The organism is Sphingomonas sp. R647 (assembly GCF_020177055.1).
Lineage (GTDB): Bacteria > Pseudomonadota > Alphaproteobacteria > Sphingomonadales > Sphingomonadaceae > Sphingomonas.
Genome location: NZ_JAIQXT010000005.1, coordinates 326,646 through 348,062, shown reverse-complemented (window position 1 = coordinate 348,062; position 21,417 = coordinate 326,646). Strand labels below are relative to the sequence as shown.

Sequence of the window (21,417 nt, the reverse complement as noted above, 5' to 3'; positions counted from 1 at the left end):
GCCATGGACACCTTTCTCAACCACCTTCTGTTCGGCATCTACCCCTATATCGCGCTGTCGGTGCTGGCGATCGGATCGATCATGCGGTTCGACCGCGAGCCCTATAGCTGGCGGACCGGCTCCAGCCAGTTGCTCCGGCGCAAGCAGCTCATGATCGGATCGGTATTGTTCCATGTCGGCGTGCTGTTCGTATTGTTCGGCCATATCGTCGGCCTGCTCGTGCCGATCTGGGTATTCGACAGCTTCTATGTTCGCCACGAATGGAAACAGGCGCTGGCAGTGTTCGGCGGCGGGACGGCGGGCATTATCTCGTTCATCGGTGCGTCGATGCTGCTGCATCGCCGGCTGTTCGACGCGCGCATCCGCAAACATTCGACCTTTGCCGATACCGGAATCCTGGCGCTGCTGTGGCTCCAGCTTGCGCTCGGCCTGGCGACCGTGCCGATTTCGCTCGGCCATATGAATGGCGAGCAGATGGTGCGGTTCATGAGCTGGGCGAATGGGATTTTCACCTTCAACCCGACCGCCTCGCTGTTTCTCGATGGATCGCACTGGATCTTCCGCGTCCATATCTTTCTGGGCCTGACGATCTTCCTGCTGTTTCCGTTCACCCGGCTGGTCCACATGTTGAGCGCGCCGGTGCGCTATCTGTGGCGCGGCGGCTACCAGATCGTCCGTTCGCGCAGGAACCTCAGCCATGGATGAGGTGCTGGAACGCCGCCCGGTGCGGGTCGCGGGGGTGGAAATTCCCGAAGCCGCGATCGCGGCGGAGGCGCAGAACCATCCCGCGCCCGACGCCGAAACCGCGTGGCGCGAGGCGGCCGAGGCGCTCGCAATCCGCCAGCTGCTGCTGGTCGAGGCCGACCGGCTGGGCATTGCTGCGACCGAGCGCAGCGATGCACAGGGGCGGGCGTTGGCCGAGGATGATGCGCGGATCGACGCCTTGCTGGAGCAGGAGGTTGCGGTTCCGGTCGCGACCGAGCCGGAGGCGCGCCGCTTCTATGACCGGCATCGCGACCGTTTCACCAGCGATACGCTGGTCGAGGCTGAACATATCCTGTTTTCGGCCAGTCCGGACGACAGCTTTGCCTATAGCCTTGCGGTTGGCGATGCGCGGATGGCGATCCGCAAGATCCAGGCCGAGCCCGGCTGTTTCGGCGAGCTCGCCCGCAGCCGCTCCGCCTGTCCGTCCAAGGAGCATGGCGGCAATCTGGGGCAGATCGGCAAGGGGCAGACCGTTGCTGAATTCGAAGCCGCGTTGCTCGCGCTGGGCGAGGGGGAATTGTGTCCCGAACCGGTCCGCACACGCTTTGGCGTCCATGTAGTCCGTGCCGGACGGCGGGTCGAGGGGCGCCAATTGCCGTTCGAGGCGGTCGAGGCGTCGATCCGCGCCTATCTGGAGGAAGCAAGCTACCGCAAGGCGATGGCCCAATATCTGTCGATCCTGGCCAGCCAGGTGACGGTCGAGGGCGTCGCACTGCCGATCGCGGACGGGCCGCTGGTCCAGTGACTGACCTTCGCGCCCGGCAGCCCGACCTGTTGTCGCTCGCCCCGCCGCTGCGCGACGGAATCGGTCGGCGTTTCGAATATCTGCGCCTATCGCTTACCGATGTCTGCAATTTCAGCTGCACCTATTGTCTGCCCGACGGCTATCGTCGGCCGTGCAACCGCCCGGTGGAACTGTCGCCAGACGAGATCGGACGGGCGGTCACAGCATTTGCGGCGCTGGGCTTGTGGAAAGTGCGGCTGACCGGGGGCGAGCCGACGCTGCGCCGTGATTTCGATGCGGTGGCGCGGACGGTGGCGGCAGTGCCCGGAATCCGTCGGGTGGCAATGACCACGAACGGCTATCGGCTGGCTGAGCGCGCGCAGGCGTGGCGCGATTGCGGGATCAGCGCGATCAACATCAGCGTTGATTCGCTCGATCCGGCTCGGTTTGCCGCGATCACCGGCCATGACCGGCTTGCCGACATCCTGCGCGGTGTGGACGCGGCGCAGGCGGCGGGGTTCGAAAGCATCAAGCTCAACGCCGTGCTGATGCGCGGCATCAACGACGATGAGCTGGAGGCGATGGTCGATTTCGTCGCCAGCCGCGATCTGTCGCTGCGCTTCATCGAAGTGATGCGGACCAACGACAATGCCGCATTCTTCGCCGCGCGCCATGTCGCGGGCCAGACGGTGATCGATCGGCTCGAAGTTTCGGGCTGGACGCGACTGCCCCGCCAGCCCGGCGCGGGGCCCGCGATCGAATTGGGGCATCCCTCCGCCAAGGGTCGGATCGGAATCATTGCGCCCTATTCGCAGGATTTCTGCGCGAGCTGCAACCGGCTACGGCTGTCGTCCGACGGACGGCTCCATCTGTGCCTGTTCGGCGATGGCGGCATCGACCTGCGGCCGCAGCTGACCGGGGACGATCCGGCGGCGCTGCTCGCGCGGATACGGGGGCTGGTTGCCACCAAGGCTCCGGCGCATCGGCTGCACGCCGGCGATAGCGGTGCTACTCCTCATCTTGCATCGATCGGAGGCTGACCGATGACTACCACGACGGGTGACGCCCGGATTACTGTCGAATTGTGCGGCCGCCTTGCCGATCCCTGCGGCCGATCGGTCAGCATCGGCATTCCCGCCCCGGGGCTGTCGGTGCCCGAACTGGTCGCACGGCTGGTTCAGGGCTTTCCGGCGCTGTTGCCGGCGCTTGAACGGGGGCGCATCCGCGCCTGCATCAACGAAACGATCGTTCCAGATCAGACGATCGTGCGACCTGGCGACCTGGTCGCGCTGTTTCCGCCGGTGTCGGGGGGCTGATCATGGCAGTCGAACTTGCCGAGGCCGCGTTTGATCCTGCGGCGCGGCTCGCGGCCTTCGGTTGCGCGGCGGCAGAGGAGGGCGCGGTGGTCAGTTTCACCGGCCATGCCCGCGCGAGCGGCCACGAGGGCGCGGTGACTTCGCTGGTGCTGGAGGCATATCGCGGCGTCACCCTCGCTTCGATGCGGGAAATTGCGCGCGATGCACATGCTCGGTTCGCGGTCACGCGCAGCGATGTGGTGCATCGCCACGGGCGGATCGCGCCGGGCGAGGCGATCGTGTTTGTCGCGGTCGCGGCCCGCCATCGCCGGGCGGCGTTCGAAGCTGCTGACTATATGATGGACCGCCTCAAGACCGAGGCGGTGTTTTGGAAGCGGGAGGAAGGGGCAATCGATCGCTGGATCGAGCCGACCGAGCGCGACATGGATGATGTCCGGCGCTGGGCGCCGATCGAGGAGTGAATTGTGCCCGGAATTGACGAGAGCCTGACCTTCTATACACTGGGCATAGCCGTGCTGACCATTTCCGACACGCGCACGCTCGACACCGACACGTCGGGCGCAACGCTGGTCGAGCGGCTGCAACGGGCCGGGCATGCACTGATCGACCGGGCGATCGTGCGCGACGATATCGCGGCGATCCGCGCGCAGTTGCAGCGCTGGCTGGCGCAGCCGGAGATCGAGATTATCCTGACCACCGGCGGCACGGGCTTTTCGCCGCGCGATAATACGCCCGAGGCGGTCAAGCCGTTGTTGCGGCGCGAGATGGACGGGTTTTCCGCTGCGTTTCATGCCAAGAGCCTGACCACGGTCGGGGTGGCGACGATGCAGTCGCGCGCCTTTGCGGGGCAGGCGGGCGACGCCTTCATCTTCTGTGTGCCCGGATCGACCGGTGCGTGCCGCGATGCCTGGGATGGGCTGCTCGAACTGGAATTCGACAGCCGGCACCGGCCCTGCTCGATCGCCGGCGCCTTGCCCCGGCTACGCGATGTCTGCGCATGATCACCCTTGATGCCGCGCTCGCGCTGCTGGCGGACGCGGTGACGCCGCTGGCGCGCGAAGAGGTGGCGATCCACGCCGCGGCCGGGCGCGTGCTCGCCGCACCGGTGATCGCGCGCAGTGCATCGCCCCGCAGCGCCGTGGCGGCGATGGATGGCTATGCCGTGAGCGCCGCGACCACGGTGCCCGATGCGCCGCTGCGCCTTATCGGCGAAAGCCGGGCGGGCGCGCGGTTCGCCGGCTGTGTCGGTGCCGGGGAAGCGGTGCGGATCTTCACCGGCGCACCCATGCCCGACGGCGCCGACCGCTGTATCATGCAGGAATATGCGACCCGTGACGGCGACCTGGTGCGCTTCGCCCCCGGCTATGGCCCGGGGTGGCATGTGCGCGCTGCCGGCAGCGACTTTGAAGCGGAGAGCGAACTGCTCGCGGCGGGCACGCGCCTTGGGCCGCGCGCTATGGTCGCTGCGGCGGCGGCCGATCGGGCGATGCTGAGTGTCCATGCCCGGCCTCGGGTCGCGATCCTTGGCACCGGGGACGAGCTCGCGCCGCCCGGCAGCGCCTGGCAGCGGAGTGACGCAATCCCGGACAGCGTCACCCATGGGATTGCCGCGATGGTCGAACAGGCGGGCGGGGAAGTCGTGACGCGGTCGACCGGGGGCGATGACCTCAACATGCTGGAGGCACTGGCCGCTACGCTAGTCGCCGGCGCCGATGTGGTGGTGGTGACCGGCGGGGCATCGGTTGGCGAGCGGGATTTCGCGCGGCCGATGTTCGCCCCGCATGGTCTGGACCTGCTGTTTGCAAAGGTCGCGATCAAGCCGGGCAAGCCGGTGTGGATCGGTCGCGCCCGCGGGACATGGGTCGTCGGTCTGCCGGGTAACCCCGGATCGGCGATGGTGACCGCGCGGCTGTTCCTGCTCCCCCTGCTGGCGGCGCTGCAGGGGCAGGCGGTGGCGCAGCTGCTGCGCTGGCGCCACCTTCCGCTCGCCGCCCCGCTCGGTGCGACCGGATCGCGCGAGACGCTGGTGCGGGCCTGCTGGGACGATGCCGGTCTCCGCCCGATCGCGATGCAGGACAGCGGCGCGCAGCACGCGCTGGTCGAGGCCGGATGGTTGATCCGGTGCCCGGCTGGCCAGCCGGCCTTGCCATGCGGACAGGCTGTCGCGGCGCTTTCGTTTACGCCGGACGCGTGAGGCGTCGCTCGGCGTCGGCAAGCGCGTCGCGGTCGTTCAAATTCGCAAATGGATCGTCGTCGGGCGCATTGGGCCATTGCAAAGGGATGAGGTCGCGGGTGCTGGCAAAGCGATACAGCGACGTGCCGCCCGCCTGCACATAGGCGTCCAACGCAGGCTGGTCCACGCGCCATAATGCGGCAAGTGGCTGATAGTGCTCATTGATCACAGGCATTGCGACATCATGCCCGGCGATCGCGGCGGTCAAGGTGGCAACCAGATCGCCGGGCAGGAAGGGCTGGTCGCACCCGATAAGCAGGAGATGCTGTCGGCCCTGCGCGCGCGCGAAGCGGAAGCCGCTGTCGAGCGCGCTGATCGGGCCGATGCCGGGTCGGGCATCACAAAGCAGTGGAAGATCGCTTGCCGGAAGCTGGTCGGGCTTGCGCACCGCCAGCGCGATGCAATCGGACTGGGCCTGCGCAATCGCGATCGCCCGGTCGAGCAAGCTGTGCCCGGCGAGTGGGCGGAGGGGCTTGCCTCCGCCCATTCGTCGACCGGCCCCGCCAGCGGCGATGACGATAGCGGGGGCAATCATGGTCATGGTTTGTTTTGACTCACTGCCTCTACAGCATAGCCATGGCCGGCGGCGTTGAAAACCGGACCGGTGCATCGTGTGCGGTGCGGTGCCGTCAGTGTTGCGCGAGCAACGTCCCGACGCCGCGTCGGATCATCGGCAGGCGACCGGCTGCGCGGAGCAGGGCGGGCCGCGCCAGCCGCGCAATCGCGTCGTCGCGGGTGTAGAGACCCACAATGGCATTGGTCGCATCGAAGACCGGACGGCAGGCGAGCCTGTGAAGCCGCTCGAAGCGCTGTAGGGCGTGCGCGTCTCCGGGATCGCGGCTGTGTCCATGCGCTTGAAGCAGCTCGCGCGCCAAACCATGCTGCCCTAGCAGGCCGAGGTTGAAGCCATGCGCCGTCACCGGGTGCATTCCCACCGCCGCATCGCCAATCAGGGCAGCGCGTGGTGCCACAAAGCGCTTCGCCCAGGTGACCGTGAGCGGATAAACGTGCCGCGTGCTGACAAGGCGCATTTGGCCCAGCCGGAACGCGAACCTGCGGCTGATGTCTTCACCAAACGCAGCTTCGCTAAGGCCGGCCAAGTGCTCTGCCTCGGCGGACGGAAGCGTGATGACAGCGGACGATGTTCGCCCGTGCAGCGGAAGCAGTGCCAAGGCCTGGCGGTAATCGAACCATTCGGTCGCGACACGCGCGTGGTTCGCCTCATGTTCGACACGACAGACGAGCATCGAGCGTCCCGTGCGCTGCATCGTCGCGCCGATGCCGAGCATCCCGCGAATCGTCGAGAAGCGCGAGTCCGCAGCGATGAGCATTCTCGAGTGGAGCACGCTTCCGTTGCTCAGGACAACTTCGACGCGATCATGTTGGGACCGAACGCCAGTCACCTCGATGCCGGTAAGGAAGCGAATGTCAGAGCGAGAAGCCGTCGTCCTAAAAAGTTCGCGTCGAATGCATTGGTTTGGCACCAGCCAGCCGAGCAAGCCTTCGATCCGCGAACTTGGCTCGAAGCACAGCGTAAATTGAGACCTGCCATTTAGAACCTTTGCGGCGCGCAGCGGGGCGGCCTCGTCGCCCATGCGCGGGGTCCATGCCGAAAGCCCATCGAGAATGCGGATCGAGCGATGGGTCAGAGCGATCTCTCGACCGTCAAATGGAGGTTCGGCCAACTGCTCCAGAGTTTGACGTTCGACGACGGTGATCGCCAGGCCATGGCCTGATAAGGAGGTGGCCAAGCTCAGGCCAGCCGGTCCGCCGCCGACAATGACAATGTCGCTATCCATTGACTGCTCCAACATCCATGGACCGGTAGGGTATTTGAGGCGAACCGCTGTGATATAACGCAAATCCAGTCTACGATGTGGGGTGCGAAGCGATGGTCCGCTCGCTCATGTCGGGCCTGCTCGGTTCGAACAATCCTGAAGGGCGAGCCAACCTTCCCGGATCATCAGAAAGGGCTTGCGGCGACCAGGCCCAGTGCCATGCACAGATTTTTGTGATGGACGTTGGGTCGCGCAAGGTTGCTAGAGCATCGACGAACCCCGAATTCTGACAGTTCGTATTAGTCCGCACAGCCATCGCATCTGTCGTAGAAGATTGGATTGCGCATCCATTCATTTACCGCGGACTCGCGCCAGCCGGTGCATCGCGTGCTGATCCGGATGTTCTGCGGGAACGTGCCGTTCTGCATCTTGCGGTACATCGTCGAGCGGCTGAGTCCGGTGCGTTCGAGCACGCTCTTCAGACGGAGGATGCGGTCGGGGATCTCGGGCATGGCTTGGTCCTGTCTGCGTCGGTCTGGCTTCCCGCGAACAGGATTAGAATCGAGCTTGCCGTGCAAGGGGGATGGGGCTGAGCGTCACCAGGACAGTGCTGTGTCGTACAAAGACATACTCACGCGTAGGTTCGATTTTCGTGGCTCGAATCCCATGGCGTCTCACGCTTCGCGTGACCGCGCTCTACGCCGCTTGCGCGTCGCCGAGTCGCTCTGCGGCGTCTCGGCCTTTCCAGGTGACGATCGCGTGACGCGGGCCGGTCGCTGCCCGGAAACGGAACGCGATTGATGATGTGCGTGCGCTGGCGGACTTCTGCGAAGCCGCCAGGGTCGGCGGTGCCTTTTGCTTTGCGCGTGGCACACTCGATCCGACCGGAGGGCGCGGCGGCGGCTGGCGCACAGCTGCGCGCGCACGCCGCCGCGACGGCCGGTCGGCTTCGAGAGTGCGTGTTTGTGCAGCTCTGTTCGAGCTGAGCAGCGCTGCGCGCTGAATTGCTGTGGTCACCGCGCCTGGGCGCGGTGGCGTTGGCCTCCGGCACTCGATCTGGCGGAGGTGGGCGTCGCTACCCTTTGAACCCGCCGCGGCGTGCCGCAACCCCGGCTATGCCGGGGTCCTCCATTGCATTTCGGCCCTTCGGGTGCGGCCCGCCTCAGTCGGCGGGATCGCCGGTCCGCTCCTGCCGCCCACCCCCGCCATTCCGGCGCCGGTTGCGGTGGTTTTGAAGGAGCGAGGAGTGATGAGGACCGGAAACGAGCGTGCGAACCTTTATGCCGAGGTGACGGCGCGGGTGATTGCCGAGTTGGAGGCAGGGCGGCTGCCATGGGTGCAGCCTTGGGATGCAGCGTCGTGCGGATGCACCATGCCCGCCAACGCCGTGACCGGGCGGCGCTATTCGGGGATCAATGTGCTGATCCTGTGGGCGGCGGTGCTCGAAGGGAAGTACGCGTCGCAGCGCTGGCTGACCTTCAAGCAGGCGCAGGCGGCGGGCGGGAGTGTTCGCAAGGGCGAGCGGGGCACGACCGTCTGTTATGCGGATCGATTTACGCCAAAGGATGAGGCGGAACGCGCGCGCGATGAGGATCGCGAGGCGCGGCAGCTGGCGTTCCTCAAGCGGTTCACCGTGTTCAATGTCGCGCAGTGTGAAGGCTTGCCCGAGCGATTGATTGAGTTGCCCGAGCTTCCGGCGGAGGCGGATATCCTGCCGCAGGTTCACAGCCTGATCGAGGCGAGCGGCGCGGACTTCCGGGTTGGCGGGGGCGAGGCCTATTATTCGCCGGGTGGCGACTATGTCGCGGTGCCGCCGCAGGCAGCGTTTGGCGAGCCGATCAACTGGTATCGCACCGCGCTGCACGAGCTTGGCCATTGGACTGGTCATTCGACCCGGTTGGATCGCAACCAGCGCGGTGGGTTCGGCAGTGCTGATTATGCCCACGAGGAACTGGTCGCGGAGATGGCGAGTGCGTTTGCGTGTGCGTCGCTGGCGATCGCGCCGACCGTTCGGCATGCTGATTACATCGGATCGTGGCTTGCGGTGCTGCGCGACGACGAGCGGGCTATCTTCCGCGCGGCGAGTGCCGCGAGCAAGGCGGCGGACTATCTGCTCGCCTTTGCGCCTTCCGGGGAGGCGCTGTCATGAGCGACAACCTTACCGACGCCGAAATCATCGAGCGGCTCGAGGCCGGGTTGCTGCGGATGCCCAAACTGCGGCGCGAAATCTTCCTCGCGATCCGGTTGGACGACGCGTCGTACGTCGAAATCGCCGAGCGCACAGGCCTAAGTGTCGAGCAGGTCGAGCGGCATTTTGCAGAGTGCCTTTTCGCGCTCCGCCAATCGCTTGACCGGCAGCCGCAGACACCGAGAGGGAGGCGCATCCTCCGCCGGTTTGTCGCGAAGCTGCGGCAATGAACATTGCAGCCTCGCCGGTTGGTCGGCGAGGCTGTCCCAAGCATCTTCATGCCGTTAGGATGCCCCCATGCAAACCAGCCTCGACCATCTTCCATCGACCAAGCAGCGCGAGCTGGAGCGCATTGTGCAGATTCTGTTTTCGGAGTTCGAGGACGCGACCGCGCTTGCCACCCAGAAGTGGAAGAAGCAGGGACGCATCCTCAAGGTGATCCTCTACGGCTCCTACGCGCGCACCGACTGGGTCGAGGACCCGGTCGGGGGCTATTATTCCGATTACGATTCTGGTCGTTGTCAGTGACGGCAGGCTCACCGACCCGGTGGAATATTGGGCCAAGGCGGACGACCATTTCGTCCGCGAGGTGACCATCTCCAAGCGGATCAGCGCGCCGGTCGCGTTCATCGTTCACAGCCTTGCGGATGTGAACGATCAGCTGATGCGCGGGCGCCCGTTTTTCATCGATGCCATCGAGCAGGGTGTCGTGCTTTACGAGGCCGACGGCCAACCGTTCGCGACCCCGCAGCCGCTCACAGAAGAGGCCGCACGCGCAGAGGCGAAGAAGAATTTCGACTACTGGTCTGAGCAGGCCGAAAGCGCTCGGCTGGGTGCAAGGTTTTACATCGATAGCGGCAAGCCCCGCGACGCAGCGTTCTTGCTCCACCAGAGCGCCGAGCGCCTGTATCATTGCGTGCTGCTGACCCTAACGCTGTACAGCCCCAAATCGCACAAGCTGAACTTCCTGCGCGCGCAGGCGGAGCCGCTGGTTCATGAGCTGATCGGCGTCTGGCCGCGCGATACCAAGTTCGCGCGGCGCTGCTTCGAACTGCTGCAGCAGGCCTACGTCAATGCGCGCTACTCGCCGCACTACAGAATCACGCCGGAGGAGCTGGCGTGGCTCATGGAGCGGATCGAAGTCCTGCAGAATGTGGTTCGCGAGGTCTGCGAACGGCGGCTCGCGCCGCGCGACTGATCGCGCGTCGTTCGCGTCTTCGAAATCAGGACCCCGCGCGCCGCAGCGCGTCCGCGAGCATCGCGGCGAACGCTTCTTCGGCCTGGGTGCGGGCGCTCTGGTCCTTCGCTGTCAGATCGCGGCGAACCCATTCTGGCGCGCGCTTGAGGAAGGCGAGGATCGTCGCTTCGAGGTCTTCGGTCATCGCCGAGCTATGCGCGGGGTTCGCGCTCGGGAGCAAGTGCCTCAAACGCGCGCGCGCCCCGTCGCCACCAAAGCAGCAGCGCTTTGTCCCGATCCTCGCCGCGCAACCTGGCTGCGGCATCGACCAATATGCCGAAGATCACCGCGCGATCGTCGTCAGTGAGATCGATCAGCCCGGCCTTGGCGACGAGCCCGCCAAGTTCGATCAGCTGGCGCGTACGCTCGCGGCGCTTCACCACCCAGTCCCGCTTATCGTCACGCGCGATTTTGGCGTTCAGCCGGTGGCGCGCCACCGTCGCCCGCCTCAGCGCTGCGCGGGTTGGGCTTGGCGCTGCGAACCAATCTCCTGCCGGCCCTTGAGGAGAAGATCGACGAAATTGCTGCGGATGCCGACCTGGATGAGGAACCCGACAGCCACTTCAAGAAATTGCTCGGTGCTCTCGATTGCATCAAGGAAATGGGCGTCGAGCTGGATGACGATGCGGTCAGCTTGATTGACGACGCGCGAGACCAGGTAAAACGGGCGATAGACGGGCTCGAAGAGCGCAAGCAGGAGCGCGACGAGGAGACCGAAGACGATACGGACTGGACCCATATCGTTACGCATAAGAAAGAGGAGTTATCACCGCCGGAACCTGCGGCTACGAAGCGCTCGGTCTTTGACGATGTCGACAAGTGACGATCACCAGATGGGGCGATCGGATACAGGCGTCAACATCCGCAACCTCCGCGGCACCGGCGCAGCGGCCGCACGCAGCCCGAATGACTGCTATTGTCGGGCCAAGACGTTCGTGCAGCCAGAAACGAATTTCTCGATCTGATCGGCAGCCGTCGTGCGTCAGCACCCAACACCCGCGGCAGCTTTCGCAAGGTGGCCGCCTGAAACCTGCCAGTCTGCAACCGGCCCACTAGCCGCCGTCCGCCCAACCTTTAGCAATCTATCCACAGATACCGTCGATAGGGGTGTAGCTATATCGAACCTGTTGATGGTCGGCCCACCTGGCGCGGGCAAGTCGCTGATGGCGAGTTGCCTGCCCGGTATCTTGCCGCCGCTCGACGCCGCCGAGGCGCTGGAAGTTTCGATGGTCGCCAGCGTCGCGGGGACGCTGGAAGGCGGGCGGCTGACGCGCACGCGGCCGTTCCGCAGCCCGCATCATTCAGCCTCGATGGCTGCGCTCACCGGCGGGGGACTCAAGGTCAAGCCGGGAGAGGTCAGCCTCGCACATCTTGGCGTGCTGTTCCTCGACGAACTCCCCGAGTTCCAGCGCGCGGTGCTCGATTCACTACGCCAGCCGCTCGAGGCCGGGACGGTCAGCGTTGCGCGCGCCAACGCGCACGTCACCTTCCCGGCGCGGGTGCAGCTGGTCGCGGCGATGAACCCGTGCCGCTGCGGGCATCTGGGCGATCCGGCGCTCGCCTGCGCCCGCGCGCCGCGCTGTGCCGCCGATTATCAGGCCAAGGTGTCGGGGCCTTTGCTCGACCGCATCGACCTGCATGTCGAGGTTCAGCCGGTCACCGCCGCCGACCTCGTCCTGCCCCCGCCAGCCGAAGGATCGGCCGAAGTCGGAGCGCGCGTCGCAGCGGCACGCGCGGTGCAGCGCGCTCGCTATGGCAGTGACGGCCCGCGCACCAATGCCGAGGCTGATGGCCCGGTGCTGGACAGCGCGGCCACTCCCGACGAGCCGGGCCGCAAGCTGCTGGCGCAGGCGGCGGAGGCGATGCGGATGAGTGCTCGCGGCTATACCCGCGTGCTGCGGGTTGCGCGCACGATCGCCGATCTGGCGGGCGCCGAGACGGTGGGCCGCATCCATATCGCCGAGGCGCTGAGCTATCGACGGCAGGCACCGCGGAGTTAGGCTGAGATAGCGTTGCGATGCCCTTCAGAAGGCGTCCCATGTATCCGCGTCCATCGCGACGGCAGCCGACCCGTTCGTCACCGGCAGCGCCTTGACCGGCGAGCGATAGGCTTTGGCGCTGGATTCAGCCTTGGGCTTGGCCGCCGGCTTTGGCTTTGCAGCAGCCTTGGCGGGCGCTTTTGCCTTGGGCGCAGGGGCTGGTGTCTCAGGTGTGGCTGGCGATGGGCGGGGCGCGGTCGTCCGCGTCGTGGCGTTGGCGCCGATATTAAAGCGCGCCGATTGTTCGGTCAGCGTCGTCACTTCGGTCGACAGGTTGCGTGCGGCGGCGGAGGTCTGTTCGACCATCGCCGCATTTTGCTGGGTCGAATGGTCCATCGCCTGGATCGCGGTCGAAATCTGGGTGATCGCTACCGACTGCGCCTGATTGTCCGCCGCCATCTGGCCGAGCAACGCGTGCACTTCGCTGACATCGCCCGAGATATTGACCAGTGCGCCATCGACCTTCCGCACCGCTTCGACGGCAGAGCCGATGTCGGTGCGCGTGACGGTCAGCTGTTCGCGCGCGCGTCCGGCTTCTTCCTCGGCGCGCATCGCGAGCGCCGAGACGAGGTCGGCGACGACCGCGAAGCCGCGTCCGGCCTCGCCGGCGCGCCCGGCTTCAACGGCGGCGTTCATCGCGAGCACTCGCGTCTGGAACGCGATCTTGTCGAGCCCTTCGATCACGTCGTCGATGCCCTTGGCACTGTCGGCGACGCGGGTCATGGCCTGCGTGGCTTCCTCAGCGACCGCGCGGCCCGATGCGACGACGGCGATTGCGCCGTCAGCCCGCGCGACGGTGCGCGTCGCGGCTTCGGCGGTTTGGCGCAGGCGATCGTTCATCTGGGTGACGGCGGCCGAGGTTTCCTCCAGACTCGCGGCATTGCCCTCGGTCCGGCGGGCGAGGTCGTCGGAGGCATGGGCGATCTCACTCGACCCGCTATGGATCGCGCGCGCGCCTGAAACGACGGTTCCGATCAGGTCGCGCAGGTTGGCGAGCGCGCCGTTGAAGTCCGTTTTCAGCGTGGCGAACGGACCGTCGAGGTCTGCGGTCACCTCAGCGGTCAGGTCGCCGCGAGAGAGGGCGCCGAGCCCGGTCCCGATGCTGCTGACGATCAATTGCATCTGAGCGTTGCGCTCGGCGGCGGCGGTCGCAAGCTGCTGCTGCAGGCTGGTAGTCGCGGCGGTCAGTTCGCCCAGCTCGCTCACGTTCCCTGCGGGTGGGATGACAACATCGCCCGCGCCTGCGCCCAGACTACGCAGCGCGTCGGTGAGGCCCAGCAAGGGTGTGACGAGGTGGCGGCGGGCGAGCCGCGACAGCTGAACCGCCACGCCGATCCCAAGCAGCAGTGTGATGCCGAGCAGCACCATGGCGATGATGCCGACCCGGCGGCTGCTGTCACCGACCTCCGCAACATGCGCCTCAATCGCTCCCGATGCGCTTTCCATTGCGGTTTCGAGCGCGCCGAAGCGGGTGAAGAAGTCGGGCAGCGCGGCGAGTGCGCCGGCCTGATCGCGTTCGGCCAGCGTCACGATCTTCTTGGCGGCCTCGCCATAGGCGGCGAGGGGTGGCGCGAGGGTTTCGGTGAGTTTGGTGATCTCCGCGGAGCCTTGATAGGCGCGCTCCTCGGCGATTGATTCGGCAAAGGTCTTGAGGTGATCTTCGAGGTCAGCGGCGGCTTCGGCACGTTTGATGCCCGTCGCCGGATCGGCGGAGGCGAGCGCGGCGAGCACGTCGCTGCGCACCGCGTCGTGCATCATGTCGGCCTCAAGATGCGATCGCAGCAACGATGCGGCTTCCTGCTGCCGGGTAAGGGCATCGCTCAACATCCAGGTCGCGGTCAGTCCTGCGCCGCCGCAGAGCAACATGAGCCCCAGGATGAGCGCGGATGCCCGCCGTGCGGCAAGGTCCAGAGAAATCATCGCAACATCACCTCAAAGTGGCAGTCACGATCATTATAGTTAACTTGCGAACCGAATCGGTCGTCATCTTCTAAAATATGCATGAACTGGGCTGAGGAGCCGATCATGCGAACTAGATTGTTCAAAGTAATCGCATTTTGCATTGCGATTCATGCACATCCTGCACTTTCCGAAGACGCTTTCCAGATTTCGGCGGTCGAAACGGTCGACGTCGTTGCGGTATCGGAACGTGGTGCCGACGATATTTTTCTGTTGGATAATCTGGATGTTGTCGCCGATCTTGATCTCGATGCGCTGCTTGGCTGGAGCGGTGGGCAGGCGCATGTTCATGTGCTGAACAATCTCGGCGGCGTGCCCAATGATCGTGCCGCGACACTTCAGGGCGTGAACAATATCGAGGTGGCGAGTCAGCGGCTGCGGTTGTTCGAGGCGTGGGTCGAACAGCAGTTGGGCGCGCGCACGAGCGTTCGCCTGGGTCTGTACGACCTCAACAGCGAATTCTATTCGAACGACGCGGCGGGATTGCTGATCGCGCCCGCATTCGGTGTGGGATCGGAAATCGCTGCGACCGGCGCCAATGGGCCGTCGATCTTTCCCTCAACCGCGCTCGCGGTGCGGATCGAGCGGCAGCTCGACACGCGGGGCAGTTATGCGCGGTTTGCGGTCCTCAATGCCGCTGCCGGGACGCTGGGCGATCCTCAGGGCGTCAACCTCGACTTTGACTTTGGCGCGCTGCTGATCGGCGAAGTCGGGATCGCCAACGAACGCGGCAAATTGGGCGTGGGTGGCTGGGGTTATACCGACCGGCATGACGATATTCACGCAACCGATGGAGCGGGCGACCCGGTTCAGCGGACGGCGTGGGGCGTCTATGCGATTGGCGAGGTGCAGGTGCGCGATCGTGAGGGCGTGCCGGGCATCGCCGCCTTTGCGCGCGTCGGCATCTCCGATGGCCGGACCACGCCGTTTCGCGGCGGCTGGCAGGCGGGGATGCTGATGACCCGCCTGTTTGCGGGCCGGGAAGACGCGCAGCTCTCGTTCGGCGTCAATCAGGCCTATCTTGCGCACGGCTATCGCCGTGTGCTCGCTGCGGACGGGATCGAGAGCGTGGCTGCTGAAACCGCGTTCGAGCTGACCTATTCTGATCGCCTCGCGCCCTGGCTCAGCATCCAGCCGGACCTTCAGCTGGTCGTCAATCCCGCCGGGGAGCGGGGGCGCGGCGCGGTGCTGGTCGCTGGCCTGCGGACGACGTTCGAGTTCTGAAGGGCGGCGCTACTGTAATTATACTTGGCTTTAGCTGCTGAAGGGAAGTTGTACCGGTAGTATCGCGGTAAACCGCCAGTCTCTTACCCTCGATTGCCGCGCCTCGCCGCCGATTCGTCGCCGCGTCGTCTATAAAGAGGTTCGGATTTCAGGTTGAGGATATCACGCATGAAGACAGGGTACACCGCCATGTTGAGCGGCGCGGCGTTCGCGCTGCTGGTCGGCGGGGCAGGGACTGCGCAGGCTGGATCGGGCAAGGATGCCGATGCGACCGGCTTCTCCATCGAAGGCAGCGTCCGTGCGCGCGCCGAGGTGGTGGAGGGACAGGTCCGTCCCAATGCGCCCGACAGCGACGCGATGCTCTCGTTCCGCACGCTGATCACGGCCAGCTATGACTTTGGCGGCGTTCACATCACCGGCGAAATCGACGATGCGCGCAGCTATTTCCAGCATGGCCAGTCGACCGCGGGGACCAGCGAGTCCAACGCGCTTGAGCCGCTTCAGGCGTATCTCGGCATCGACCTCGGCACGGTCGCGGACCAGAAGGGCAAGGGCGTGCTGCGTCTTGGCCGCTTCACCGCCTCGTCCGGGTCGGGCCGTCTGCTCGACCGGCCCGACTGGTCCAATTCGCCCAACAGTTTCCTCGGCGCCAATCTCGACTGGAGCAGCAAGCGTGGCGACCGGCTTCAGCTGATCGCGGTGCGTCCGTTCGACAAGCTGCCGTCGGACCGCGCCTCGATCGAGGATAACCAGGTCGAGCTGGATCGCGCCAATGCCGGGGTGCATTTCTGGGGCGGATCGTTCACCCGCGCCAAGGCACTGGCGGGCGCCAATGCCGAGGTCTTTGCCTATGGGCTGGACGAGCGCGACCGCGCTGGACGGGCGACCCGCAACCGCGACCTGTTTACCTTTGGCGGCCGGGTGAACCGCGCCGCGGGCAAGGGCAAGCTCGATTTCGAACTTGAAGGCGCGCTTCAGCGCGGCACGACGCGCGGATCGACCTCGGCGAGCGACGTGCTCGATCGCAAGGTGCGTGCGGGCATGGCCAATGTCGAGATCGGCTACACCTTTGCCTCGGGCTGGACCCCGCGCGTGACTGCGTTCGTCGGCTATGCCAGCGGCGACACCAGCGCGACCGATTATCGTCGCTTCGATCCGCTGTTCGGCGGGCGCCGTGGCGATTACGGCCCATTGAGCCTCTATGGCCCGGCCAGCTGGTCCAACATCGTCAGCCCCGGCATCGCGCTCGAAGCGAAGCCGAGCAAGGCGTGGGACTTCTCGGTCAAGGCGCGCAAGTTCATGCTGGCGTCGGCCACCGACAGCTTTGCCGCAACTTCGGTCCGTGACGCGAGCGGCGCGTCGGGCCGCGATGCCGGTACGCAGATCGAGGGGCGCGTGCGCAACTGGCTGGTACCCAAGCGGCTGCGGGTCGAGGCGGGCGCGGCGTGGCTCGCCAAGGGGCGGTTCCTGACCGACGCCCCCAATGCCCCGGCGACTGGCGACATGCGCTTTGGCTATCTGACGCTGTCGACTTTCTTCTGACCGGGCGGGGGAGGGCGCGTCAGCGACCCTCCCGCCTGACCCCGACCCAACAAAAAAGCCGCCGCCCGATCTGTCGGGCGGCGGCCTTTTTTGTGTCAGCGGGGCGCTGAACGCGGGCGATTACTCGCCCTTGTTCAGATACTCGCCGGCTGCTTCGTCGCTGCCGTCACCCGACACTTCGACCTTCTCCAGCGCGTCGCTGGTGACCATCGCGTCGATCGGATCCTGCGCCAGCTCGGCCGCGCGTTCCTCGGCTGCCGAGTTCGGCGCGATCAGCACTTCCTGCAGCCGGCGCTGCTGGACGCGGAGCGCGGCGTCGCGGCTGTTGGCCGCGATGCGCATCCGGTTCATGCCCGCGCCGGTACCGGCGGGGATGAGACGGCCGACGATCACGTTCTCCTTGAGGCCGATCAGCGTGTCCTGCTTGCCCTGGACCGCCGCCTCGGTGAGGACGCGGGTGGTCTCCTGGAACGACGCCGCCGAGATGAAGCTGCGGGTCTGCAGCGACGCCTTGGTGATGCCGAGCAGGATCGGCTTGCCCTGTGCAGGAGCCTGGCCCTTTTCAAGCTTTGCGTTGGTGTCGTCCATCTCGTCGCGGTCGACCTGTTCGCCCACGAGGAGCGTGGTGTCGCCGGATTCGATGATCTCGACCTTCTGCAGCATCTGGCGAACGATCACTTCGATGTGCTTGTCGTTGATCTTCACGCCCTGAAGTCGATAGACTTCCTGGATCTCCGCAACGAGATATTCCGCCAGCGGCTCGATGCCGAGCACTTCGAGAATGTCGTGCGGATCGGGCGAGCCGCCGATCAGGTTGTCGCCACGCTTGACGTAGTCGCCTTCCTGAACGTCGATCACCTTCGACTTGGGCACCAGATACTCGACGACCTCGCCGCCATCCTCGGGCTGAATGCCGATCTTGCGCTTCGCCTTATAGTCCTTGCCGAACACCACGCGGCCCGAGACCTTGGCGATGATCGCATTTTCCTTGGGCTTGCGCGCTTCGAACAGCTCGGCGACGCGCGGCAGACCGCCGGTGATGTCGCGGGTCTTGGCAGACTCGCGGCTCACACGGGCCAGAACGTCGCCGCCCTGAACCGTCGCACCATCCTCGACGCTCAGCATCGCGCCCGGTGCCAGCATGTAGCGGGCCGCCTCGGCCGCACCGTCGCCGGTGAGGGTCAGGCGCGGACGAAGATCTTCCTTCTTCGCCGATGCACCGCGGTTTTCGACCACGACGCGCTGGGCAATGCCGGTCGCTTCGTCGACCTGCTCGGCAAGCGTCTTGCCCTCGATCAGGTCCTGATACTTCACGACGCCGCCGGTTTCCGTGATCACCGGCATGGTGAACGGATCCCACTCCGCCATGCGCTCGCCCTTGCTGACGATGTGGCCATCGTCGAACATGACGTACGCACCGTACGGGATGCGGTGGACCGCCAGCTCGCGGTTATCCTCGTCCAGGATCGCGATCTCGCCCGACCGGGCCAGAACCACGCGGCGGCCACGCTGATCGGTGATCAGGCGCAGGTCGCGGAATTCGGCGCGGCCATCGACCGGTGCCTCGAGGTTCGACTGCTCGTTGAGCTGCGCCGCGCCGCCGATGTGGAAGGTACGCATGGTCAGCTGCGTGCCCGGCTCACCGATCGACTGCGCCGCGATGACGCCGACCGCTTCACCGATGTTCACCGGCGTACCGCGGGCGAGGTCACGCCCGTAGCACTTGGCGCACACGCCGATCTTCGCTTCGCAGACCAGCGGGCTGCGGATCTTCATGCCCTGGACGCCCAGCGCCTCGATCTGCGCGATCATCGGCTCGTCGAGCAGCGTGCCGCTCGGGATCTGCACCTTGCCGGTCTTGGGATCGACCACGTCTTCTGCGGTCGTGCGACCCAGAATACGCTCACCCAGCGAGGCAATGACGCTGCCGCCCTGAACGATCGCCTTCATCTCCAGCGCGCGCTCGGTTCCGCAATCCACTTCCATGACGACGCAGTCCTGCGACACGTCGACCAGGCGGCGGGTAAGGTAGCCCGAGTTTGCCGTCTTCAACGCCGTATCCGCGAGGCCCTTGCGGGCGCCGTGGGTCGAGTTGAAGTATTCAAGGACGGTCAGACCTTCCTTGAAGTTCGAGATGATCGGCGTTTCGATGATCTCGCCCGATGGCTTGGCCATCAGGCCGCGCATGCCGGCCAGCTGCTTGATCTGCGCCGCCGAACCACGCGCACCGGAATGCGCCATCATGTAGATCGCGTTGGCGGGCAGCTCACGGCCGGTCTCCGGGTCGATCTTCACCGACTTGATCTCGTCCATCATGGCCGCCGCCACCACGTCGCCGCAACGGCTCCAGGCGTCGATCACCTTGTTGTACTTCTCCTGCTGCGTGATCAGGCCGTCCTGATACTGCTGCTCGAAGTCCTTCACGAGCGCGCGGGTCTCATCAACCGTTGCTTCCTTGCTCGCCGGGATGATCATGTCGTCCTTGCCGAACGAGATGCCTGCCTTGAACGCGTGACGGAAGCCGAGCGACATGATCGCGTCGGCGAACAGCACGGTCTCCTTCTGGCCGGTGTGACGATAGACCTCGTCGATCACGTCGCCCACGTCCTTCTTGGTCAGCAGGCGGTTGACGACGTCGAACGGCACCTTGTGCGACTTGGGCAGGCACTCGCCGAGCAGCATGCGGCCCGGAGTGGTCTCGAACCGCTTCATCACGGTGCTGCCGTCTTCCAGCGTCTGCGGCACGCGGCTGGTGATCTTGGTGTGCAGCGTCACCGCACCCGCGAACAGCGCCTGGTGCACTTCGGCCATGTCGCCCAGCACCATGCCTTCGCCCGGCTCGTTCTGCTTCTCCATCGAGAGATAGTAGAGACCGAGCACCATGTCCTGCGACGGCACGATGATCGGCTTGCCGTTGGCGGGCGACAGGATGTTGTTGGTCGACATCATCAGGACGCGCGCTTCCAGCTGGGCCTCAAGGCTCAGCGGGACGTGCACGGCCATCTGGTCACCGTCGAAGTCGGCGTTGAAGGCCGAGCAGACCAGCGGGTGAAGCTGGATCGCCTTGCCCTCGATCAGCACCGGCTCGAACGCCTGGATGCCCAGACGGTGAAGCGTCGGCGCGCGGTTCAGCAGAACCGGGTGCTCGCGGATCACCTCGTCCAGGATGTCCCAGACTTCCTTGCGCTCCTTCTCGACCCACTTCTTCGCCTGCTTGAGCGTCATGCTCAGGCCCTTGGCGTCGAGGCGGGCGTAGATGAACGGCTTGAACAGCTCGAGCGCCATCTTCTTGGGCAGGCCGCACTGGTGCAGCTTCAGCTCAGGACCGGTCACGATGACCGAACGGCCCGAATAGTCGACGCGCTTGCCGAGCAGGTTCTGACGGAAGCGGCCCTGCTTGCCCTTGAGCATGTCGGACAGCGACTTCAGCGGACGCTTGTTGGCGCCCGTGATCGTGCGACCGCGGCGACCGTTATCGAACAGCGCGTCGACGGCTTCCTGCAGCATGCGCTTTTCGTTGCGGACGATGATGTCCGGCGCGCGCAGCTCCATCAGGCGCTTCAGGCGGTTGTTGCGGTTGATCACGCGGCGATACAGATCGTTAAGGTCCGACGTCGCGAAGCGACCACCGTCCAGCGGCACCAGCGGGCGCAGCTCGGGCGGGATGACCGGAACGACGTCGAGGATCATCCACTCGGGACGGTTGCCCGATTCCAGGAAGCTCTCGACGACCTTCAGCCGCTTGATGATCTTCTTGGGCTTCAGCTCGGACTTGGTAACCGCCAGCTCTTCGAGCAGCGTGCGCTTCTCGCCCTCAAGGTCGAGGTCCATGAGCATAATCTTGACCGCTTCCGCGCCGATGCCGGCGGAGAAGGCGTCCTCGCCATATTCGTCCTGCGCGTCGAGCAGCTCGTCCTCGGTCAGCAGCTGGAACTTCTCCAGCGGCGTCAGGCCCGGCTCGGTGACGATGTAGGATTCGAAATACAGCACGCGCTCAAGCTGCTTGAGCTGCATGTCGAGCAGCAGGCCGATGCGCGAGGGCAGGCTCTTGAGGAACCAGATGTGCGCGACCGGCGCGGCCAGCTCGATATGGCCCATGCGCTCACGGCGGACCTTCGAGACCGTGACCTCGACGCCGCACTTTTCGCAGACGATGCCCTTGTACTTCATGCGCTTGTACTTGCCGCACAGGCACTCGTAGTCCTTGATCGGACCGAAGATGCGCGCGCAGAACAGGCCGTCACGCTCGGGCTTGAACGTGCGATAGTTGATGGTTTCGGGCTTCTTGATCTCGCCGAACGACCACGAACGGATGCGGTCCGGGGACGCAATGCCGATCTGGATCTGGTCGAAGGTCTCCGGCTTGGCCACCGGGTTCGCGAAGTTGGTCAGTTCGTTCATTTTCTATCCCT

At 65.5% G+C, this 21,417-nt stretch carries 21 protein-coding genes and 1 pseudogene; 15 read left to right on the top strand and 7 right to left on the bottom strand.

What is annotated here, in order from left to right; all coding sequences use genetic code 11:
- The first annotated feature begins 3 nt into the window (after positions 1–3).
- Genes narI through K9B35_RS14700 form a run of 7 tightly spaced genes read left to right on the top strand, consistent with a single transcriptional unit; the run spans position 4 to position 4,999 of the window.
- Positions 4–705: a respiratory nitrate reductase subunit gamma gene (gene narI, locus K9B35_RS14730; protein WP_224922722.1), complete on the top strand. Its 702-nt coding sequence runs from the start codon at positions 4–6 to the stop codon at positions 703–705.
- Entirely contained in the window at positions 698–1,510 is an 813-nt protein-coding gene (locus K9B35_RS14725; RefSeq protein WP_224922720.1) for a peptidylprolyl isomerase, read from the top strand. The genes narI and K9B35_RS14725 overlap by 8 nt, the downstream gene beginning before the upstream one ends.
- Entirely contained in the window at positions 1,507–2,529 is a 1,023-nt protein-coding gene (moaA, locus tag K9B35_RS14720) for a GTP 3',8-cyclase MoaA (RefSeq protein ID WP_224922719.1), read from the top strand. The genes K9B35_RS14725 and moaA overlap by 4 nt, the downstream gene beginning before the upstream one ends.
- A 3-nt stretch (positions 2,530–2,532) precedes the next feature.
- A complete protein-coding gene (locus K9B35_RS14715; RefSeq protein WP_224922717.1) occupies positions 2,533–2,805 on the top strand; it encodes a MoaD/ThiS family protein in 273 nt (90 codons plus the stop codon).
- Positions 2,806–2,807: 2 nt separating this feature from the next.
- Positions 2,808–3,266, top strand: coding sequence for a molybdenum cofactor biosynthesis protein MoaE (locus K9B35_RS14710; RefSeq protein ID WP_224922716.1), 459 nt, complete (start codon positions 2,808–2,810; stop codon positions 3,264–3,266).
- A 3-nt stretch (positions 3,267–3,269) separates the two neighbouring features.
- On the top strand, positions 3,270–3,806 hold the full coding sequence (locus K9B35_RS14705) for a molybdopterin-binding protein (RefSeq protein ID WP_224922715.1): 537 nt from the start codon (positions 3,270–3,272) through the stop codon (positions 3,804–3,806).
- On the top strand, positions 3,803–4,999 hold the full coding sequence (locus K9B35_RS14700) for a molybdopterin molybdotransferase MoeA (RefSeq protein WP_224922714.1): 1,197 nt from the start codon (positions 3,803–3,805) through the stop codon (positions 4,997–4,999). The genes K9B35_RS14705 and K9B35_RS14700 overlap by 4 nt, the downstream gene beginning before the upstream one ends.
- Here the strand turns inward: K9B35_RS14700 and K9B35_RS14695 are convergent.
- The 3 genes from K9B35_RS14695 to K9B35_RS14685 all read right to left on the bottom strand — a co-directional run bounded on the left by K9B35_RS14695 (position 4,983) and on the right by K9B35_RS14685 (position 7,328).
- Positions 4,983–5,579, bottom strand: a complete 597-nt coding sequence (locus K9B35_RS14695; RefSeq protein ID WP_224922712.1) for a molybdenum cofactor guanylyltransferase — start codon at positions 5,577–5,579, stop codon at positions 4,983–4,985. The genes K9B35_RS14700 and K9B35_RS14695 overlap by 17 nt on opposite strands.
- An 88-nt stretch (positions 5,580–5,667) precedes the next feature.
- Positions 5,668–6,837 carry a 5-demethoxyubiquinol-8 5-hydroxylase UbiM gene (gene ubiM / locus K9B35_RS14690; protein ID WP_224922711.1) on the bottom strand — a complete coding sequence of 390 codons (1,170 nt, stop codon included), beginning with the start codon at positions 6,835–6,837 and terminating at the stop codon, positions 5,668–5,670.
- A 278-nt stretch (positions 6,838–7,115) separates the two neighbouring features.
- Positions 7,116–7,328, bottom strand: a complete 213-nt coding sequence (locus tag K9B35_RS14685) for a helix-turn-helix transcriptional regulator (protein WP_224922709.1) — start codon at positions 7,326–7,328, stop codon at positions 7,116–7,118.
- A 737-nt stretch (positions 7,329–8,065) separates the two neighbouring features.
- Between K9B35_RS14685 and K9B35_RS14680 the strand changes: the two genes are divergently transcribed.
- The 4 genes from K9B35_RS14680 (at position 8,066) to K9B35_RS14670 (ending at position 10,202) form a co-directional block, all read left to right on the top strand.
- On the top strand, positions 8,066–8,965 hold the full coding sequence (locus K9B35_RS14680) for an ArdC family protein (protein ID WP_224922707.1): 900 nt from the start codon (positions 8,066–8,068) through the stop codon (positions 8,963–8,965).
- A complete protein-coding gene (locus K9B35_RS14675; RefSeq protein ID WP_224922705.1) occupies positions 8,962–9,234 on the top strand; it encodes an RNA polymerase sigma factor in 273 nt (90 codons plus the stop codon). The genes K9B35_RS14680 and K9B35_RS14675 overlap by 4 nt, the downstream gene beginning before the upstream one ends.
- Positions 9,235–9,301: 67 nt before the next feature.
- Positions 9,302–9,532 (top strand): nucleotidyltransferase domain-containing protein, encoded by a 231-nt coding sequence (locus K9B35_RS20290; RefSeq protein ID WP_318245977.1) that lies wholly within the window; start codon positions 9,302–9,304, stop codon positions 9,530–9,532.
- 19 nt (positions 9,533–9,551) lie between these two features.
- Positions 9,552–10,202, top strand: coding sequence for a HEPN domain-containing protein (locus K9B35_RS14670; protein WP_318245976.1), 651 nt, complete (start codon positions 9,552–9,554; stop codon positions 10,200–10,202).
- A 25-nt stretch (positions 10,203–10,227) separates the two neighbouring features.
- Here the strand turns inward: K9B35_RS14670 and K9B35_RS14665 are convergent, their stop codons facing one another.
- Positions 10,228–10,386: a DUF6771 family protein gene (locus K9B35_RS14665; protein ID WP_186456755.1), complete on the bottom strand. Its 159-nt coding sequence runs from the start codon at positions 10,384–10,386 to the stop codon at positions 10,228–10,230.
- A 7-nt stretch (positions 10,387–10,393) separates the two neighbouring features.
- The gene (locus tag K9B35_RS14660) at positions 10,394–10,678 is read right to left on the bottom strand and encodes a conjugal transfer protein TraD (protein WP_224922704.1); all 285 of its coding nucleotides are present in this window, start codon (positions 10,676–10,678) and stop codon (positions 10,394–10,396) included.
- A gap of 32 nt (positions 10,679–10,710) precedes the next feature.
- Here K9B35_RS14660 and K9B35_RS14655 point away from each other — a divergent pair, with 32 nt between their 5' ends.
- Positions 10,711–11,064, top strand: coding sequence for a hypothetical protein (locus K9B35_RS14655; RefSeq protein WP_224922702.1), 354 nt, complete (start codon positions 10,711–10,713; stop codon positions 11,062–11,064).
- Between the two features lie 298 nt (positions 11,065–11,362).
- A pseudogene (locus K9B35_RS14650) lies at positions 11,363–12,241 on the top strand (YifB family Mg chelatase-like AAA ATPase); the annotation flags it as partial.
- A gap of 24 nt (positions 12,242–12,265) precedes the next feature.
- On the opposite strand, the gene K9B35_RS14645 reads toward K9B35_RS14650, so the two are convergent.
- On the bottom strand, positions 12,266–14,200 hold the full coding sequence (locus K9B35_RS14645; RefSeq protein ID WP_224922700.1) for a methyl-accepting chemotaxis protein: 1,935 nt from the start codon (positions 14,198–14,200) through the stop codon (positions 12,266–12,268).
- 81 nt (positions 14,201–14,281) lie between these two features.
- Here K9B35_RS14645 and K9B35_RS14640 point away from each other — a divergent pair, with 81 nt between their 5' ends.
- Positions 14,282–15,463, top strand: a complete 1,182-nt coding sequence (locus K9B35_RS14640; protein ID WP_224922698.1) for a carbohydrate porin — start codon at positions 14,282–14,284, stop codon at positions 15,461–15,463.
- A gap of 168 nt (positions 15,464–15,631) precedes the next feature.
- The gene (locus tag K9B35_RS14635) at positions 15,632–17,005 is read left to right on the top strand and encodes an alginate export family protein (protein ID WP_224922697.1); all 1,374 of its coding nucleotides are present in this window, start codon (positions 15,632–15,634) and stop codon (positions 17,003–17,005) included.
- A gap of 120 nt (positions 17,006–17,125) precedes the next feature.
- Here the strand turns inward: K9B35_RS14635 and rpoC are convergent, their stop codons facing one another.
- Complete coding sequence (gene rpoC, locus K9B35_RS14630) at positions 17,126–21,406, bottom strand: DNA-directed RNA polymerase subunit beta' (RefSeq protein WP_224922695.1); 4,281 nt, start codon at positions 21,404–21,406, stop codon at positions 17,126–17,128.
- Between the last annotated feature and the right edge of the window lie 11 nt (positions 21,407–21,417).